Origin of the sequence: Dokdonella fugitiva, assembly GCF_014138265.1 — a bacterium.
Classification (GTDB): domain Bacteria; phylum Pseudomonadota; class Gammaproteobacteria; order Xanthomonadales; family Rhodanobacteraceae; genus Dokdonella_A; species Dokdonella_A fugitiva_A.
Genome location: NZ_JACGXL010000002.1, coordinates 773,266 through 790,823, shown reverse-complemented (window position 1 = coordinate 790,823; position 17,558 = coordinate 773,266). Strand labels below are relative to the sequence as shown.

Sequence of the window (17,558 nt, the reverse complement as noted above, 5' to 3'; positions counted from 1 at the left end):
TGCTTCAATCTCTTCTTCCGCTTTTCCTTCGTGTCCTTCGTGTTTCAGTCTTGCCTTCGCTCGATCCGCTCACTCGGCAAGATAGGTGTAGCCCGTGAGGCCATGCTCCAGCACCGCCTCGAGGCGCGCCGCTTCGTCGGCGCCGACGCCGGACGCGGCGATCTTGTCGCGGTAGGCGGCGCGCAGCGCGGCGAGGTCGTAGCCGACGTAGTCGAGCATGAGGTCGGTCGTGTCGCCGCGGCGGCGATGGCTGAACGCGTACCCGTCGCCGTCGAGCTTCACATTGACCGCGTCGGTGTCGCCGAACAGGTTGTGGATGTCGCCGAGCGTCTCCTGGTAGGCGCCGACCATGAACAGGCCGAGCCGGTACGGTTCGCCCTCGCGTGGCGCGTGCAACGGCAGGCTCACGTCGACGCCGTCCGCTTCGACGTAGTGGTCGATGCGGCCGTCGGAGTCGCAGGTGAGGTCGGCGATCACGCCGCGGCGGTCCGGCGCTTCGCCGAGGCGCGCGATCGGCACGATCGGGAACACCTGGTCGATCGCCCAGATGTCGGGCGCCGACTCGAACACCGAGAAATTGACGAAGTACTTGTCGACGAGCATCGCGTTGAGCTCGTCGAGCACCTGCCGGTGCGCGCGCTCGTCGGGTTTGAGGCGCGCGCGCACCGCGTTGACGATCGCGTAGTAGAGGTCGTCGAGGCGGGCACGATCCGCGAGCGAGAGCTGGCCTAGGCCGTACAGCGAATAGCCTTCGGCGAGCTGGTACTGCGCCTCGTGGTAGAGCTCGGTGGGCGGCGTCTGGTCGATCTCGCTCGCCACCTCGCGCAGGCGGCGCAGCACGCTCGGCTCGTCCGCGCGCGGCGGCGGGATCGCGCCGCGTGGCGCCTCCTCGATCTCGCTGACGTTGACGACGAGCACCGCGTGGTGCGCGGTCAGCGCGCGACCGGATTCGGTCAGCACGTGCGGCGGCGCGAGCGCGTTCTCCCTGCACGCCTCGGCGAGCGCGCCGACGATCGCCGAGGCGTACTCGTCGAGGCCGTAGTTGATCGAGCATTCCGACCGCGAGCGCGTGCCTTCGTAGTCGACGCCGAGTCCGCCGCCGACGTCCATGTGGGTGATCGGCAAACCCATGCGCGAGAGCTCGACGAAGTAGCGCACCGCCTCGCGCATGCCGTTGGCGATGTCGCGCACGTTCGACATCTGCGAACCCATGTGGAAATGCAGCAGCTTGAGCGTGTGCGAGAGCTTCGCCGCGGCGAGTTCGTCGAGCAGGGTCAGCAGCTGGCGCGGCGTGAGGCCGAACTTCGCCTTGTCGCCGCCGGAGTTCTGCCACTTGCCCGCGCCGAGGCTCTTCAGGCGCATGCGCACGCCGAGCAGCGGCTCGACGCCGAGCACGCGCGCTTCCTCGACGACGTAGCGCAGCTCGGACGGTTTCTCGATCACGATGAAGATGTCGAGGCCGAGCTTGCGCCCGATCAGCGCGAGGCGGATGTATTCGCGATCCTTGTAGCCGTTGCAGATGACCGTGCTGCCGCGCTTGGCGAGCGCGAGCACGGCCATGAGTTCCGGCTTGGAACCCGCTTCGAGGCCGAAACCCGGCGCCGCGTTGCCGGCGAGTTCGCCGGCGACGTTGTTCTGCTGGTTCACCTTGATCGGATAGATCAGCGTGTAACCGCCGCCGTAGTCCCAGTCGGTCATCGCCTTCGCGAACGCGCGCTGCAGGCGCGCGCGGCGGTCCTGCAGGATGTCGGCGAAGCGCACGAGCAGCGGCAGCCGCGATCCCTGCGCGCAGGCGGCGTCGACGATCGCCGGCAGCGACAGCGCCGGGCCGTCGCCGCGACGCGGTCGCACGAGCAGGTCGCCGTCGTCGCCGACGTCGAAGTAGCCCTCGCTCCAGTGCGGCACCGCCCAGGTATGGCGTGCCTCGTCGGCGGTCCAGCGCTGCTTGCTCACCTCGGTGCTCCATCCGCTCGGGGTAGCGGCGTAGTGTAACGAGCTGTCGCGAAGTTCGTATGTCGGGGCGCGCCGGAACCGCTACAATCGCGCCCCCGGACGATCGCGCCCCCGGCGCCGCGCCGGATCCCCGTCCTTTCCTTTCCGCAGGAAGCACCATGTCCGCGCCCCAGCAGAACGCCACCGCCCAGAACTGGTTCACCGAGCAGCACGCGCGCTCCGGTTCCTCGTTCGGCCTGCGCATCAAGGAACGCCTGCACGCGGAGCAGACGCCTTACCAGTCGATCGAGATCTACGACACGACCGACTGGGGTAAGCTCATGGTCATCGACGGCTGCACGATGGTGTCCACGCGCGACAACTTCCTCTACCACGAGATGATGTCGCACCCGGTGCTGTTCACCCACGCACGCGCCAAGCGCGTCGTCATCATCGGTGGCGGCGACTGCGGCACGCTGCGCGAGGTGCTGCGCCACGAAGAAGTCGAGCATGCCGTGCAGGTCGAGATCGACGAGCGCGTAACGCGCCTCGCCGAGCAGTACTTCCCCGAGCTGTGCGAATCGAACGCAGATCCGCGCGCGGAACTGCTGTTCATCGACGGCATCAAGTACATGGCCGAGCAGGAACCCGAATCGATCGACGTCGTCATCGTCGACTCGACCGATCCGGTCGGCCCCGCCGAAGGCCTGTTCAACGCGGATTTCTACGCGAGCTGCCATCGCGCGCTGCGACCGAGCGGCATCCTCGTGCAGCAGAGCGAGTCGCCGCTGGTGCACCTCGACCTGATCAAGTCGATGCGCACGGCGATGCGCGTCGCCGACTTCCAGGCGGTGAAGACGCTCCTCTTCCCGCAGCCGCTCTACCCGACCGGCTGGTGGAGCTGCACGATGGCGCGCAAGGGCGCCGATCTCAGCGGCTTCCGCGAGCGAGGCGCGGCGACCAAGCAGTTCGCCACGCGGTATTACAACGTCGACATGCACAAGGCCGCGCTCGCGCTGCCGGAGTTCATGCGCGAGGCGTTCGGCGAGTAACTGCTGCGGGCGGGGCGACGTGTCGATCCTGCCCGCGTTCGCCTTCATCCTCGCGATGCTCGCGGCCGGCCGCCTGCTCGCCTGGCGGCGCATCGTGCCGGCCGACGCGCCCGCCGCGCTCAATCTCGTCGTGCTGTACGTGTGCCTGCCGGCCGCGGTGCTGCTGTACGCGCCGCGCCTGGCGTTCGAGCGCGAGTTGCTCGGCCTGATCGCGCTGCCGTGGCTGATCCTCGGCGCGAGCGCGGGCGTGACGCTGCTGCTCGCACGCGTGCTGCGCTTCGACCGCGCCGCGACCGCGGCGCTGCTGTTGCTCGTCGCGCTCGGCAACACCTCGTTCCTCGGCTTCGCGCTGATCCCCGCGCTCGCCGGCGTCGACGCGCTGCGCTACGCGGTCGTCTACGACCAGTTCGGCAGCTTCCTGATCCTCTCCACGTTCGGCCTGATCGTGCTCGGACTGTACGGCGGCGAGCGACCTACCTTGCGCTCGATCGCGCGGCGCATCGCCACGTTCCCGCCGTTCATCGCGCTCGTCGTCGCGCTCGTGCTGATGCCGAAAGAGAGCCCGGACGTCGTCACGAAGCCGCTGCGCCTGCTCGCCGACAGCCTGCTGCCGCTCGTCGCGCTCGCGAGCGGCATGCAGCTGCGCCTGCGCATGCCGCGCCACCACCTCGGCGCGTTCGCGTACGGCCTCGTCGCGAAACTGCTGCTGATGCCGCTGCTCGCGCTCGGGCTGTGCGTACTGCTCGGCCTCGACGGCGCGATGCGCGCGGCTGCCGTCTACGAAACGGCGATGCCGCCGATGATCACCGCCGGCGCGCTGCTGTCGCTCGCCGGCCTCGCACCCGAACTCGCCGCGGCGCTGGTCGGCTTCGGCATCGTGCTGTCGATGGCGACGTTGCCGCTCTGGCACTTCGCGCTCGCGCACGTCGCGTAGCAACGCGACCCGATCCGCCGCGCTGCGACGGCGCGCGCACACCTACGCTTCTTTACATCCACGCGGCGGGGCGCGGCGTATGCTCGGCGCTTTCCGGCCAGGGGAACCCCCATGCGTCGCATCGCCCTCGCGCTCGCCGTCGCCGCCTGCACCGCCGCTTCCGCCGCCCATGCCGGCGACCGCATCACCGGCGCCTCGTTCGCGACGCGTTCGGAGGTGATCGCCACGCACGGCATGGTCGCGACTTCGCATCCGCTCGCGACGCAGGTCGGCCTCGACGTGCTCAAGCAGGGCGGCACCGCGATCGATGCGGCGATCGCGGCGAACGCCGCGCTCGGCCTCATGGAGCCGGTGTCGAACGGCGTCGGCGGCGACCTGTTCGCGATCGTCTGGGACGCGAAGACGAAGAAGCTCTACGGCTACAACGGTTCGGGCCGTTCGCCCAAGGCGCTCACGCTGAAGTGGTTCCAGGAACACGACTACACGGCGATCCCCTCGCTCGGCCCGCTGCCGGTCAACGTGCCCGGCTGCGTCGACGCGTGGTTCGCGCTGCACGACCGCTTCGGCAAGCTGCCGATGAAGGACGTGCTCGCGCCGGCGACCGCGTACGCGCGCGACGGTTTCCCGGTGACCGAACTCATCGCCTACTACTGGAAGGCGTCGGTGCCGCGCCTGGCGAAGTTCCCGGGCTTCACCGAGCAGTTCACGCATCAAGGCAACGCGCCCGCGAAGGGCGAGATCTGGAAGAACCCGAACCTCGCGCACACGCTCGAAGCGATCGCGAAAGGCGGTCGCGACGCGTTCTACAAGGGCGCCATCGCGCACGTGATCGCCGACTACATGAAGGCACAGGGCGGATTCCTCGCCTACGACGACCTCGCTGCGCACAAGGGCGAATGGGTCGAGCCGGTGTCGACCAACTATCGCGGCTACGACGTTTGGGAACTGCCGCCGAACGGCCAGGGCCTCGCCGCGCTGCAGATGCTCAACGTCCTCGAAGGCTACGACTTCTCGAAAATCCCGTTCGGCAGCACCGAGCACGTGCACCTGTTCGTCGAGGCGAAGAAGCTCGCGTTCGAGGACCGCGCGAAGTTCTATGCCGATCCCGACTTCGCCAAGGCGCCGATCGACTGGCTCGTGTCGAAGGAGTACGCGGCCGAGCGGCGCAAGCTGATCTCGCCGGACCGTGCGATGAAGGCGGTCGAACCCGGCACGCACAAGCTCGACGGCGACACGATCTACATGACCACCGCGGACCGCTGGGGCAACATGGTCTCGCTGATCCAGTCGAACTACCGCGGCATGGGCTCGGGCATGTCGCCGCCGGGCCTCGGCTTCATCCTGCAGGATCGCGGCGAGCTGTTCGTGCTCAAGGACGGCCACGCGAACACCTACGCGCCCGGCAAGCGCCCGTTCCACACGATCATCCCCGCGTTCATCACGAAGGACGGCACGCCGTGGTTGAGCTTCGGCGTGATGGGCGGCGACATGCAGCCGCAGGGCCACGTCGAGATCGTGCAGAACCTGATCGACTTCCACATGAACCTGCAGGAGGCGGGCGACGCGCCGCGCATCCAGCACGAGGGCTCGACCTCGCCCGAAGGCCAGGCCGAACCGATGCAGGACGGCGGCTTCGTCGACCTCGAGTCCGGCTTCCCGTACGAGACCGTGCGCGGCCTCATGCAGAAGGGCCACAGTGTGCGCTACGCGAACGGGCCGTACGGCGGCTACCAGGCGATCGGCTGGGACGCGAAGAACCGCGTCTACGTCGGCGCCTCGGAAGGTCGCAAGGACGGCCAGGCTGCTGGCTACTAGGGAGCCGGGCAGGCTGGTGTTTGGCCGTTGCCGGACCGCGGTGTAACCTTCCCGCCACTTTGCGTACCGGCGGAGGCGTTCATGCTGAAGGTCCTGGTGGCGAGTTCGAAGGGCGGCGCGGGCAAGAGCACGCTGGCGACCAACCTGGCCGCGTACTACGCGGTCGACGGCAAGAACACCGTGCTGGTCGACGCCGACCGACAGGGCTCGTCGCTGCGCTGGAGCGAGAAGCGCTCGGTGCACCCGAACGCGGTGCTCGGCATCTCCGGCCTGCGCCGCGACTGGGAAAAGCAGGTTCCCGAGGACGCGCAACGCGTCGTCATCGACAGCGCCGCCGGCATCCGCCCGGGCGAGGTCGGCGACTGGCTCGAGAACGCCGACGTGCTGATCGTGCCGGTGCTGCCGTCGGCGATCGACCTCGAGGCGACCCAACCGTTCCTCGCCGAAGTCGCCGCATTGCCGCGCGTGAAGAAGGGCAAGGTCGCGGTCGGCCTCGTCGCGAACCGGCTCAAGCCATGGACGAACGCGTCGCAGCTCGCGGTCGAGGAGATCAAGGGCTTCCCCTTTCCGCTCGTCGCCGAGCTGCGCGACACGCAGGGTTACGTGCTCGCCAACGCGCTCGGCAAGAGCATCTTCGACTACCACTCCGAGAACGTGCGTTCGCACCAGGAGGACTGGGCGAAGCTGCTGCGCTGGCTGAAGAAGCACGCCTGACCGCCGCTTCCGGCGGGGCGGTGCGCGCGCGCGCCCGCGTTAACGCGCCTTTGCGCCTTCTTTGCAAGGCGCCGGTCGGCGCGCCGCGGCGCCGTGCGTTGTGGGGGAGTGCGGCCGCCCTGGCCGCAGCGAAGAGTACCTCCCATGCGCACGACCATTCCCCTCCTGCTCGCCCTCGCCTTCGTCGCCGGCAGCGCCGGCGCCGCCGACACCTCGAGCGACACCACCTCGCGCGCCGCGCGGCGCGCCGAGTTCCAGCAACGCTTCCTCGACCAGATCGACACCAACCACGACGGCGTGGTCAGCCGCGCCGAGTACCAGGCCTGGGTCGACGCCCGCTTCGCCAAGCTCGACACCAACGGCGACGGACGCGTCGACGCCAACGAGATCGCCGCCTCGCCGCAGGTTGCACAACGCGTGCAGAAGCGCGCCGAGCGCTTCGTGAACCGCTACGACACGAGCGGCTCGGGCAACGTCAGCAAGGCCGACTTCGAAGCGAAGGAGATGGCGCGTTTCGACCGCCTCAGCGGCGGTTCGGGCACGCTCGATGCCGACCAGCTGCTGCCTCGCCGCGGCGCGTTCGGCCGCCACCACGACGCCACCGCCACGCCGGACGACAAAGGCTGAGCGGGCACCCCCGACGGCTGGCCGGTCGAGCAATGGCCGGCCGGCCGTCGCTTTCGCTTGACCGCCGCGGGCACGAATGCGGCATGATCGCTCATCGCACTTACGGAGGGAGTCGCCGATGACGATGCGCGAGATCATTCTGCTGCGCCACGCGCACGCGGAGGCCGCGACGCCGGGCCAGGATGACGCCAGCCGCCCGCTGAGCGCGCAGGGAGAGGCCGAGGCCGATGCCGCCGGCGTGTGGCTCAAACAGCATGCGGCTGCGCCGGTTCGCGTGCTCTGTTCGCCGGCCGCGCGCACGCGCGTGACCTGCGAGCGCGTGCTCGCTGCGCTCGGCTACGCCGACCTGCGCTTCGAACCGCGCGTCTACGACGCGACGCCGGCCACGCTGATCCGCGTGCTCGACGACCACGCCGACGCCGACACCGTCCTCCTCGTCGGCCACAATCCCGGCCTCGAGACGCTCGTCGCGCTGCTCACCGAAGGCGCGTCCGATTCGGGCCGCGGCATGCCGCCGGGCGCGGTCGCCTGGCTGGCCCTGCCCGCCGGTTCGATCGAACCGGGCACGGCGCGCGTGCGCCATTTCTGGTGGCCTTGACGTCCGCGCGATGGGCGGCGCACGCGCCTTGCTGTTGGCCTGCGGCCTGCTCGGCGGCGCCGGCTCCGCATGCGCGAGCGATCCCGCCCCCGACGGGATCATCCGCCTCGACGCGAGCCGTTCGGACGTCGGTTTCCGCGTGAAGGTGATGTGGCTGCTCGGCGTGCGCGGCCATTTCGGCAAGGTCGACGGCACCGTGCGGCTCGACCCGTTCCGCAACGAGTTGCGCGTCGATGCACGCATCGCCGTCGCCAGCGTGCACATGAGCAGTTCGTCCTACGAGGAATGGGTGAAGTCGCCCGAGTTCTTCGACGTCGCGGCGCACCCGCGGATCGAATTCACCTCCGACGCGTTCCCGCGCGCGCGGTTGCGCGCGGGCGGCGAACTGCCCGGTGAACTGACCGTGCGCGGCGTGCGCCAGCCCGTGCAGTTCGACCTGCAGCCGGCCGAATGCGAACGACCCGCCTACGACTGCCCGATCCGCGTCGCCGGCACGATCCGCCGCTCGATGTTCGGCATGGGTTCGCACCGCGGCACGCTCTCGGACAAGGTCGAACTCGACTTCACGGTGTACGCGATACCGCCGCAGCACGACACCGCGCCCGCACCGACGCCGGGATGAGTCCTCCGCCGCGCCGCCGCGCGCGCCTCGTCGCCTGGGTGGCGTTGGTCGCCACCGTGCTGCTCGCCGGCTGCGGCGTGAACCGGCCGCTCGCGCGCCGCGCGGACGCGATCGTCGCGGCGACGCGGCCGCAGGCGACCGACTGCACGCGCGAGGACCACTGCGCGATCGCATCGCCGTACCACGAGCTCGCCGCGCGGGCGCGCGCCGACAGCACGGGCGCGGTGCCGGTCCACTACGTCGACGTGCTCGAGCGCGGCGAGGATTCGCTGCTGCTGCGCGTGCACCTGATCCGCGCCGCGCGGCGCAGCATCGACATCCAGACTTTCATCTGGGCCGACGACGACGCCGGCTGGCTCGTGCTCGACGAGCTTGCCGCCGCGGCGCGCCGCGGCGTGCGCGTGCGCGTGCTCGCCGACCAGTTGTTCTCGCTCGACGACGTCGAATGGCTCGCGCACATCGCGCGCGCCCACGCGAACCTCGAGTTCCGCCTGTACAACCCGACCTTCGACGAGGCCGTCACGCAACCGCTCGAGTTCGCCGCCGGCCTGCTCTGCTGCTTCTCGCGCTTCAACCAGCGCATGCACAACAAGCTGCTGCTCGTCGATGGCGAGATCGGCATCGCCGGCGGGCGCAACTACGAGAACCGCTACTTCGACTGGGACCAGGAATTCGACTACCGCGACCGCGACGTGCTCGTGCTCGGCCCCGCCGCGGGTGCCGAGATGCAGGCGTCGTTCGATCGCTTCTGGGCGCACCCGCGCGCGGTGCCGCTGACCCGGCTCAACGACGTCAACCGCCGCCTCGTCGCCGATGCGGGCATGGACGCGCCGCTGCAACCGCGCAGCAGCGTCGACCGCGAGCGCATCGACTCTCTGCGCTCACGCGCCGGCGATCCCGCCTACGTGCAGGCGCAGTTCGCCGCGCGCGCGCTGCGCGTCGGTCGCGTCGACTACTTCTCCGACGCGCCGGACAAGGCGGCGCGGCCGAACGACGCCGCCCTGCTCGAGCTCACCACGCGCATCAGCGGCCTGCTGCGCGGCGCGCAGCAGCGCATCGTGTTCGAGACGCCGTACCTCGTGCTCAGCCGCCGCGCGCGCGAGGTGTTCCAGGAGTTGCACCGGCGCAAGCCGCCGGTCGAGGTGCTCGTTTCGACCAACTCGCTCGCCGCGACCGACGCGTTCTACGTCTACGCGTTGTCGTACAAGTACAAGAAGCGCTACCTCAAGCGTTACGGCTTCGAGATCCACGAATTCAAGCCGTTCCCGGACGACGCGCCCGTGTTCGTCGCCGACTACGAGCGCCTCTCCGGCGGAGGCAATACCGGCCGCTACCACCGCTACGAACGCGCGCCGCTGGTGCGCGGCGGCGTGCGCCTCGGCCTGCACGCGAAATCGATCGTCATCGACGACCGCATCAGCGTGATCGGCTCGCACAACTTCGACCCGCGCTCGGACGACTACAACACCGAATCGGGTTTCATCATCTACGACGCCGCGGTCGCCGCGCGCGTCGGCGCGGCGATCGAGCGCAACACCGCGCCGGGCAACGCATGGACGATCGCTAAGCGCCGCCGCGCCGGCCTGCTCGGGCGCATCAACAACGCGATCGCCGACCTGTCGACCTCGCTGCCGCTGTTCGACCTGTGGCCGTTCCGCTACGCGAGCAGCTTCGAGCTCGCGCCCGGCTGCGCGCCATCGCGGCCGGGCACGCCCGAGTTCTACGCCTGCCACGTCGACGTCGGCGATTTCCCCGAGGTCGACCTGCCGCTGAAGACCATCTACACGCGCATCGTGACCGCCTTCGGCGCCGGCCTCGTCGGCATCCTGTAGGCATCCGCGACGCCCCGCGCCGGCACGTCGATCCCGCAAGCCCGGCGATTGACGCCCCCCGCCGGGGTGGCTAGTCTTCCCGTCCGCTTTTCGGTTGGAGCTGATCCATGTCGCTGGCCATCACCATCGAGCTCGGCGATGCCGACCTCCAGCACTTCATCGACGCCATGCAGCGTTCGCAGCAGGAGTCGAAGAACCTGTCCGCCAAGCAGGTCACCGAGGCCGCTTCGCGCCTGCTCGTCGACGGTCACGCGAACAAGCTGCCGCAGTTCATCGCCGATCGCCTGCAGAAGCTCGACAGCATGATCGCGATGGTCAACGACGAAGGCTTCGCGCTTCCCGACGAAGACCGCCAGCGCGTGCTCGCCTGCCTGACCTACTTCGCGAACCCGCAGGACATCATCCCGGACAACGTGCCGGTACTCGGCTTCCTCGACGACGCGATCATGATCGAGTTGTGCGTGAAGGAACTGCAGCACGAAGTCGATGCGTACGAGGACTTCGTCGCCTACCGCAAGCAGGAAGCCGCCGCGCACGGCGTGGACCCGGCCTCGCTGAAGACGCAGCGCGTCGAATGGGCCGAGGCGCGCCGCCTCGAACTGATCGACCGCATGCGCAAGCGCCGCGGCCAGAGCTACCAGAGCTCGGGCGGCTGGAGGCCGGTGCTGTTCTCGTTCCGCGGCTGAAGCGCGCCGCGTCCTGCCTCCCGAAGGGCCGCCTCGCGCGGCCCTTCGCGTTCATGGGGAGGCTGAAGGCACTTCCCCGGCGCGCTCCGGGCGAACCGCCCTCGCGACTCCTTCAACCCTGCTGCAGCGAGGCGAGCACGCCCGGGAACATCGCGAACGCGAGCACGATGGCCGCGACCGGCAGGCCGAGCAGGACGATGTTGATGAGCCATGCCCACCACGGCATCGGCGGTCGCGCCGACGGAACCGTCTGGCCCGGCTGCACCTCGCCGAACACGACGAGCGTCGAGGCCATGAGGTCGTGCAACGCCTGCTTGCGCTCGGTGAAGCCCGCCATCAGGAAGCCGACGTAGAAGATCGCGCCGGAGATGATCTTGCCGAAGTAGCGGCCCGTCGCGCGGCCGAAGCCGATGCGTGCACCGAGCTCGTCGACGACCTTGAGGCCGAGCGCGCGCTTGCCCGGCGTCGCCTGCATCGCGCTGCTTTCGAACAGCGCGAAATACAACCACTGGCCGACGAACGCGAGCGCGAAGAACAGCAGCATCGACCCGATCACGGCCGACAGCGCCGCACCCGGGTCCCCGGCGGCCGCGAAGCCGCCGATCGCGCCGACGCCGAGGACGACCTGCAGCACGCCCATCACGAGGCCGATCAGCAGGCCGTCGATGAGCGTCGCCGTGACGCGCCGCCAGAATCCTGCATGGATCGCGTCGCCTGGGGGCAGACGCTGCGGCGCTGCGGCGGTCGGTGTCGCGACCGCGGCGAGGCTGTGGCCGTAGTCCGCCTTCGAGGTCGGCTTGTGCGCGCGCGTGGTGTCGCGCGAGGTGAATGCATTCGCGTCGAACGCGGCTGCCGGCGGGTCGACCGGCGCAGCGGGCGCCGGTGCGGGCGCGGCGAGATCGGCGTACGGGCGCCATGCCGAGGAGCCGACTTCCGCCACCGACAGGCGCGTCGCCCACAGGCCGCGTTCGATGCGGTCGTCGACGAACACGCGCGGCATCGGCCCGCGCGGCGTGTTGGCGAGCACGACGAACAGGCTCGCGCGTTCGTCGGGCGCGCAGACTTCGGCTTCCGCGCCGAGCGCGGCGATGCCGGCCTGCAGCGTCTGCAGCTTGCCGAGGTCGTCGCCCTGCTTGATCGCGAGCGGTGCGCGCGCGACGAGCTGCGAGCGCAGCTTGTCCAGATCCATGCGGAAATACGCGGCGAGCGCGGGCCAGACGGCTTCTTCCGCGTGGCCGGGTAGGACGTCGCCGGTCAGGACCAGCGCGTAGGTGCTGTTTTCCATCGAGTTCCTCGCTTGCGGCTCGGCGCGAGTCGTCCGCCGACGATCACGCCGGCCTCCAGTCTAAGGCCGTTCGAGGATCGCCGTGACGCCCATGCCCCCGGCCGTACAGATCGAGATGAGCCCGCGGCCGCGTCCCTTCTGCTCGAGCAGCTTGGCGAGCGTCGCGACGATGCGCGCGCCGGTCGCCGCGAACGGGTGGCCCGCGGCGAGGCTCGAGCCGTTCACGTTCAGCTTCGCCGGATCGATCGTGCCGAGCGGGCGCTCCAGGCCGAGGCGGTTGCGGCAGTACTCGGGCGACTCCCACGCGCGCAGCGTGCACAGCACCTGGGCAGCGAACGCCTCGTGGATCTCGTAGAAGTCGAAGTCCTGCAGGCCGAGGCCGGCTGCCGCGAGCATGCGCGGCACGGCCACGGTCGGCGCCATGAGCAGGCCTTCACCGCGCACGAAATCGACCGCGGCGACCTGCGCATGGGTGAGGTAGGCCTGCACCGCGAGGCCGCGCGCGGCGGCCCATTCGTCGCTCGCGATGAGCACCGCGGCGCTGCCGTCCGACAGCGCGGTCGAGTTGCCGGCGGTCAGGGTGCCGTGGCCGGACGTCCGGTCGAACGCGGGCTTGAGTGCGGCGAGCTTCTCGAGCGACGTGTCCGGCCGCAGGATGTTGTCGCGCTCGACGCCGCGGAATGGCACGACCAGGTCCTTGAAGAAGCCGCGCTCGTAGGCCGCGGCGAGCTTCTGGTGGCTCGCGAGCGTGAGTCGGTCCTGTTCCTCGCGGCCGATGTTCCACTCACGCGCCATGAGCTCGCAGTGGTCACCCATCGACTTGCCCGTGCGCGGCTCGGCCACGCCCGGGAACGACGGCTTGAGGTCGCCGAACGAAAACCCCTTGAGCGCCGCCTTCGCCTTGTCCGCGGGCGTCTTCGCGCGGTTCACCGCGAGCAGGCGCTGCTGCAGCGCGCGCGAGTAGACGATCGGCACGTCGCTGGTGGTGTCCGCGCCGCCGGCGATGCCGGCCTCGATCTGGCCGCTCGCGATCTTCTGCGCGACCAGGATCGCGTTGTCTAGCGAGGTGCCGCACGCGCGCGCGGTGGTGAGGCCGGGGGTCGTCGGCGCGAGGCCGGACGACAGCGTCGCCTCGCGCGCGATGTTCCAGTCGGACGCATGCTTGATGACCGAGCCGTACGCGACCTCGCCGAGCTCGAGGCCGTGCAGGCCGAACTTCTCGACCAGCGCACCGAGCGTCTTGACCGCCATGCCGAAGTTGCCGACCTCGGCATAGGCGGTGTTGTTGCGGCAGAACGGGATGCGTACGCCGCCGATGATGCCTGCGCGGATTGGACTTCGATTCATGGCTGGTTCCGTGCGACGGGCGCGCTGTCGGAGAGCCTACCTTCTGCGGCTTCGTTTGAGAACGCCGCCGCATGCAATCCCTCCGCATCGCGCTGCCAGCCCGGCCATTCGTTCCAGAACAGCCACGCCGCGGGGACGGAGCGGATCAGGCCGTCGAGCATGCCGGCGAGGCGCGCGAGCACGGCATCCGCCGGCTGCGGCGACATCGCCTCGCCGATCACGAGCGTGCGCTGCCCGCGGGCGAGGTCGAACTCGACCCAGTACGGCACGATCGGCACGCCCGCCTCGCGCGCGAGCTCGATCGAGCCGTCCGGCAGGCACGCGGGCCGGCCGAGCAGGTGCACCGGTCGCTGCCCGCGTGGCGCGAGCCGCGGTGGCATGTCCATCACGCTGACCACCGGCACGCCCTTCGCGAGCGCGCCCATGAGGCGTTCACGGATGCCCGGGCGGTAGGCGTTCGGCTGGCCGCTCAGGCGCTCGATCTCGGCGAAGCGCGCCGAACCGTAGCGGTAGCGCACCGGATGCGGGCCGAAGTCGTCGCGTTCGAAACGCGCCGCGACGAGCACTGCGTCGCGGCCGCGCCGGCGCAGGTCGCGGAACACCCACAGGCCGGTGCTGTAGTGGAAGCTCACCGCCACGAACGCACCCTGCGGCCACTCGCCGCGCACCTCGACGTGCGACGGCAGCCAGTCGGCGCGATGGCGCAGCGACAACTGCAGGTCGGCCGCGTCGACGAGCCAGACGGTGCGCACGTCGCGCGCGAACGCGGCGCGATCGGGAATCGCCAGGTAGTCGGGCGCGACGGCGACGGCGGCGCTCGTCGGCTCCGGATAGACGTGGGCGAAACGCGCGAGGAAACGGTAGCAGCGGTAGGCGATCGGCCACGGCAGCCACGACGGCAGCCATGGCGCCAGGTAGAGGATCCAGAAGTCGTGCAGATGCCTGCGCAATGCGCGTGCGGAGTTCACGGTTCGCCGCCCAACCCTTCCTTTTCGAGCAGCAGGTAGTGTGTCTGCGCCATCCCGAGCGTGGCATAGGTCGCCTGCGCCGGGCGGTTCTCGCGCTCGACGTACAGGCGCAGGCCGACCACGCGCTCGGCGCTGCGGGCGCGCCGCTCGACCTCGGCGTAGAGCGCGCGGAACACGCCGCCGCGCCGCGCGTGCGACGCCACGTACACGCTCTGCAGCCACCACCAGTCGCCGTCGCGCCAGTCGCTCCACTCGCGCGTGACGAGCAGGCAGCCGACCGCCTCGCCAGCGCGCTCGGCGACGAGGTAGAAGCCGCGCGCAGGCAGGTCGAGCACCGCGGCGACGCCGCGTTCGAGCACGTCGCGCGCGAGCGGCTTGCCCTCGGTCTCGCGCGCCATCGCGAGGTTCGCCTCGACGATGAACGCGAGGTCGGCGCGGGCCGCGTCGCGGATGCGCACGCCGTCGCCGTTCATCGCTTGCGGTTCCACGCCGACACGTAGAGCTCGCCGACCGCGAGGTCGACGAACGAATACGCCTGCAATTCCGCGGTGTAGTCGACGCGGTCGTGCGTGCGCAGCGCGACGCGCCACGGCTCGAAATCGAGTTCGCGCAACTCGCGCTCGAAGCGATCGACGGTGATCGGATTGAGCTCCGTGAACCATTGCCAATACTGTGCCGGCGTGGCGACGTCGCCGCTGCGGTCCATGCGATCCGGTTCGGTGGCGAGGATGCGCTCGCGCAGCCATTCTCGCGGGCGCTTGAGGTGGACGTACGGCTCCTCGCGCGCGAAGCGGAACTCGCCGAGATGGTTGCCGACGTCGGAATAGAACAGACCCGGGTGCGCCATCAGCAGGCCACCCGGGCGCAGCACGCGGCGGATCTCGCCCAGCGCCTGCGCATAGCCGCCGACGATGTGCTCCAGCGATCCCCACGAGAGCACGACGTCGAAGCTGTCGTCGTCGAACGGGATCTCGTTCGCGCTCGCCGGCAGGAAACGCAGGTTGTCGGGAACCACGTGCGCGGGCAGCGCGGTGCCCGCGAGGACCTCGCCGAGCCGCTCGTAGCCGCGGAACGGATCGATGCCGACCAGTTCCTGCGGGCGCCAGCGCAGCGCGATGCCGAGATCGGTGATGCCGTCGCCGCAACCGACGTCGAGGATGCGCCCGCGCAGCAGCGGCGAATCGCCGAGCAGGTAGCTTGCGGTCGTGCGCGCGGCGTGGTCGAAATGCTTGTAGAACCAGTCGCCGCCGCCGCGCCGCCACGACAGGCTGTCGAGCGCGGGCGTGCCCGGCAGGCTGTCGAGCTGCCACGAGAACGTCGTCGAAGGTGCGCCGCTCGTGGTCGAGGCCGAGGTCGCGACCTCGAACTCGATGCGTGCCGCCGCGGCTTTCACCGGCGTGCCGGCCTCGCGGTGCCACAGCGCGACGTGCGCGACGTAGCGGCCCGCGGGCAACGGCATGCGTGGCGCGAGCGCATGCACTTCGTAGCGCCCGCGCGGCAGCCAGCTCACGTCCCAGCCCGCGGCCGCGAGCTGGGCGTGCAGGCGCAACGCCGACGTCGACGCGTCTTCGATGTCGAGCGACACGTCGACGTCGAACGACACGTCCGCGTCGACCTCGAAGCGGATCACGAACGCGACGGGCGCATCGGGTGTCGGCGCGTTCAGCGCCGCATGGATCAGGGCAAGCTCGGGCATGCGCAACCGGGGGTACGAAACCGGTGCATGGTAGCAGCCGCTCAGCGCGGCCGCCGGCGCGAGCTGCCGAGCTTGCGCGTCATCGTGTTGCGGCCGAGCCCGAGCGAGCGCGCGGCGTTCTGCCGGTGGCCGTCGTGCGCGGCGAGCGCGGCGTCGAGCAGCACGCGCTCGAGCACGGCGCTCGCCTCGCGGTGCAGGTCGCTCGCGCCCGCGCCGAGGCGCGCCTCGGCCCAGCGGCGCAATGCCGCCTCCCAGCCGTCCGGCTCGGCCGCGACGGTTTCATGGACGATCGCCGGCGGCAGGTCGCCGACGCCGACCTCGCGCCCGGGCGCGAGCACGGCGAGGCGACGGCACAGGTTCTCGAGCTGGCGCACGTTGCCGGGCCAGGCGTAGCCGCGCAGCGCGCCGAGCGCGGCCGGCGTGAAGTGCTTCGCTTCACCGCCGGCGAGCGCGACCGCGCGCGCGAGGAAATGCTCGGCCAGCAGCGGCACGTCGTCGGCGCGCGCGCGCAGCGCGGGCACTTCTAGGCGCACGACGTCGAGCCGGTGCAGCAGGTCGGCGCGGAACTCGCCGCGCGCGACCTTCGCGTCGAGGTCCTGGTGGGTCGCGGCGATCACGCGCACGTCGGCGCGGATCAGCTCGCGCCCGCCGACGCGATAGAACTCACCGGCGGCGAGCACGCGCAGCAGGCGCGTCTGCAGCGCGAGCGGCATGTCGCCGACCTCGTCGAGGAACAACGTGCCGCGCTCGGCCTGCTCGAAGCGGCCGGCGTGGCGACGTGCCGCCCCGGTGAACGCGCCCGCTTCGTGGCCGAACAGCTCCGATTCGAGCAGCTCGCTCGGGATCGCCGCCGTGTTGAGCGCGACGAACGGCTGCCCGGCGCGCGCGCTCTCGCGGTGCAACGCGCGTGCGACGAGTTCCTTGCCGGTGCCGGTCTCGCCGGTCACGAGCGCGCCGAGCCCGCTCGCGGCGACGCGGCCGATCGCGCGGAACAGCTCGCGCATCGCCGCGCTGCGGCCGATCAGTTCGTGCTCGGCGTAATCGGCGGCGACCGGCGCCGGCGCACCCGCCGGGTGCTGCGCGAGCGCGCGCCGCGCGGACGCGACGGCCTGGTCGAGGTCGAACGGCTTGGGCAGGTAGTCGAACGCGCCGAGGCGATACGCCGACGCGGTCGTCGCGACGTCGGTGAACGCGCTCATCACGATCACCGGCAGCCGCGGCCATTGCGCGACGACGCGTTCGAGCAGCTTGAGGCCGCTCGCGCCGGCCATGCGCACGTCGGTGAACAGCAGGTCCGGGCTCGCCTCGGCGAACGCCGCGAGCGCCGACTCGGCATCGCCGAACTCGCGCGCGTCGAAGCCGGCCTCGCGCAGCGCGGCGGCGAGCACGAGGCGCACGGCGCGATCGTCGTCGACGATCCAGGCGAGCGGTGCCGCGCTCATCCCGCGCG

The 17,558-nt window shown here is 70.6% G+C and carries 16 protein-coding genes; 9 read left to right on the top strand and 7 right to left on the bottom strand.

Annotated elements, in window-relative coordinates; all coding sequences use genetic code 11:
- Positions 1 to 69 precede the first annotated feature (69 nt).
- The gene (speA, locus tag FHW12_RS09570; protein WP_182530771.1) at positions 70 to 1,953 is read right to left on the bottom strand and encodes a biosynthetic arginine decarboxylase; all 1,884 of its coding nucleotides are present in this window, start codon (positions 1,951 to 1,953) and stop codon (positions 70 to 72) included.
- Between the two features lie 158 nt (positions 1,954 to 2,111).
- Here speA and speE point away from each other — a divergent pair, with 158 nt between their 5' ends.
- The 9 genes from speE to FHW12_RS09525 all read left to right on the top strand — a co-directional run bounded on the left by speE (position 2,112) and on the right by FHW12_RS09525 (position 10,812).
- Positions 2,112 to 2,984, top strand: coding sequence for a polyamine aminopropyltransferase (gene speE, locus FHW12_RS09565; protein WP_182530770.1), 873 nt, complete (start codon positions 2,112 to 2,114; stop codon positions 2,982 to 2,984).
- 25 nt (positions 2,985 to 3,009) lie between these two features.
- A complete protein-coding gene (locus FHW12_RS09560) occupies positions 3,010 to 3,918 on the top strand; it encodes an AEC family transporter (protein WP_428993627.1) in 909 nt (302 codons plus the stop codon).
- Positions 3,919 to 4,029: 111 nt separating this feature from the next.
- On the top strand, positions 4,030 to 5,733 hold the full coding sequence (ggt, locus tag FHW12_RS09555; RefSeq protein WP_182530769.1) for a gamma-glutamyltransferase: 1,704 nt from the start codon (positions 4,030 to 4,032) through the stop codon (positions 5,731 to 5,733).
- Between the two features lie 81 nt (positions 5,734 to 5,814).
- A complete protein-coding gene (locus tag FHW12_RS09550; RefSeq protein WP_182530768.1) occupies positions 5,815 to 6,447 on the top strand; it encodes a ParA family protein in 633 nt (210 codons plus the stop codon).
- A gap of 144 nt (positions 6,448 to 6,591) precedes the next feature.
- Positions 6,592 to 7,074, top strand: a complete 483-nt coding sequence (locus FHW12_RS09545; protein ID WP_182530767.1) for an EF-hand domain-containing protein — start codon at positions 6,592 to 6,594, stop codon at positions 7,072 to 7,074.
- A 124-nt stretch (positions 7,075 to 7,198) separates the two neighbouring features.
- On the top strand, positions 7,199 to 7,672 hold the full coding sequence (locus FHW12_RS09540; RefSeq protein ID WP_182530766.1) for a SixA phosphatase family protein: 474 nt from the start codon (positions 7,199 to 7,201) through the stop codon (positions 7,670 to 7,672).
- A 28-nt stretch (positions 7,673 to 7,700) separates the two neighbouring features.
- A complete protein-coding gene (locus tag FHW12_RS09535; protein ID WP_182530765.1) occupies positions 7,701 to 8,294 on the top strand; it encodes a YceI family protein in 594 nt (197 codons plus the stop codon).
- The gene (locus tag FHW12_RS09530; protein WP_182530764.1) at positions 8,291 to 10,126 is read left to right on the top strand and encodes a phospholipase D family protein; all 1,836 of its coding nucleotides are present in this window, start codon (positions 8,291 to 8,293) and stop codon (positions 10,124 to 10,126) included. The genes FHW12_RS09535 and FHW12_RS09530 overlap by 4 nt, the downstream gene beginning before the upstream one ends.
- Positions 10,127 to 10,233: 107 nt before the next feature.
- Entirely contained in the window at positions 10,234 to 10,812 is a 579-nt protein-coding gene (locus tag FHW12_RS09525) for a YkvA family protein (RefSeq protein WP_182530763.1), read from the top strand.
- Between the two features lie 112 nt (positions 10,813 to 10,924).
- Here FHW12_RS09525 and FHW12_RS09520 read toward each other — a convergent pair whose 3' ends face one another.
- Genes FHW12_RS09520 through ntrC form a run of 6 tightly spaced genes read right to left on the bottom strand, consistent with a single transcriptional unit; the run spans position 10,925 to position 17,550 of the window.
- Positions 10,925 to 12,097, bottom strand: a complete 1,173-nt coding sequence (locus tag FHW12_RS09520; protein WP_220484384.1) for an RDD family protein — start codon at positions 12,095 to 12,097, stop codon at positions 10,925 to 10,927.
- Positions 12,098 to 12,157: 60 nt separating this feature from the next.
- Positions 12,158 to 13,444: an acetyl-CoA C-acetyltransferase gene (locus tag FHW12_RS09515; protein ID WP_182530762.1), complete on the bottom strand. Its 1,287-nt coding sequence runs from the start codon at positions 13,442 to 13,444 to the stop codon at positions 12,158 to 12,160.
- Complete coding sequence (locus tag FHW12_RS09510) at positions 13,441 to 14,412, bottom strand: hypothetical protein (RefSeq protein WP_182530761.1); 972 nt, start codon at positions 14,410 to 14,412, stop codon at positions 13,441 to 13,443. The genes FHW12_RS09515 and FHW12_RS09510 overlap by 4 nt, the downstream gene beginning before the upstream one ends.
- Complete coding sequence (locus FHW12_RS09505; protein WP_182530760.1) at positions 14,409 to 14,885, bottom strand: GNAT family N-acetyltransferase; 477 nt, start codon at positions 14,883 to 14,885, stop codon at positions 14,409 to 14,411. Before FHW12_RS09505 ends, FHW12_RS09510 begins: the two co-directional genes overlap by 4 nt.
- Complete coding sequence (locus FHW12_RS09500) at positions 14,882 to 16,108, bottom strand: class I SAM-dependent methyltransferase (protein WP_182530759.1); 1,227 nt, start codon at positions 16,106 to 16,108, stop codon at positions 14,882 to 14,884. Before FHW12_RS09500 ends, FHW12_RS09505 begins: the two co-directional genes overlap by 4 nt.
- A gap of 41 nt (positions 16,109 to 16,149) precedes the next feature.
- Complete coding sequence (gene ntrC / locus FHW12_RS09495; protein ID WP_182530758.1) at positions 16,150 to 17,550, bottom strand: nitrogen regulation protein NR(I); 1,401 nt, start codon at positions 17,548 to 17,550, stop codon at positions 16,150 to 16,152.
- Between the last annotated feature and the right edge of the window lie 8 nt (positions 17,551 to 17,558).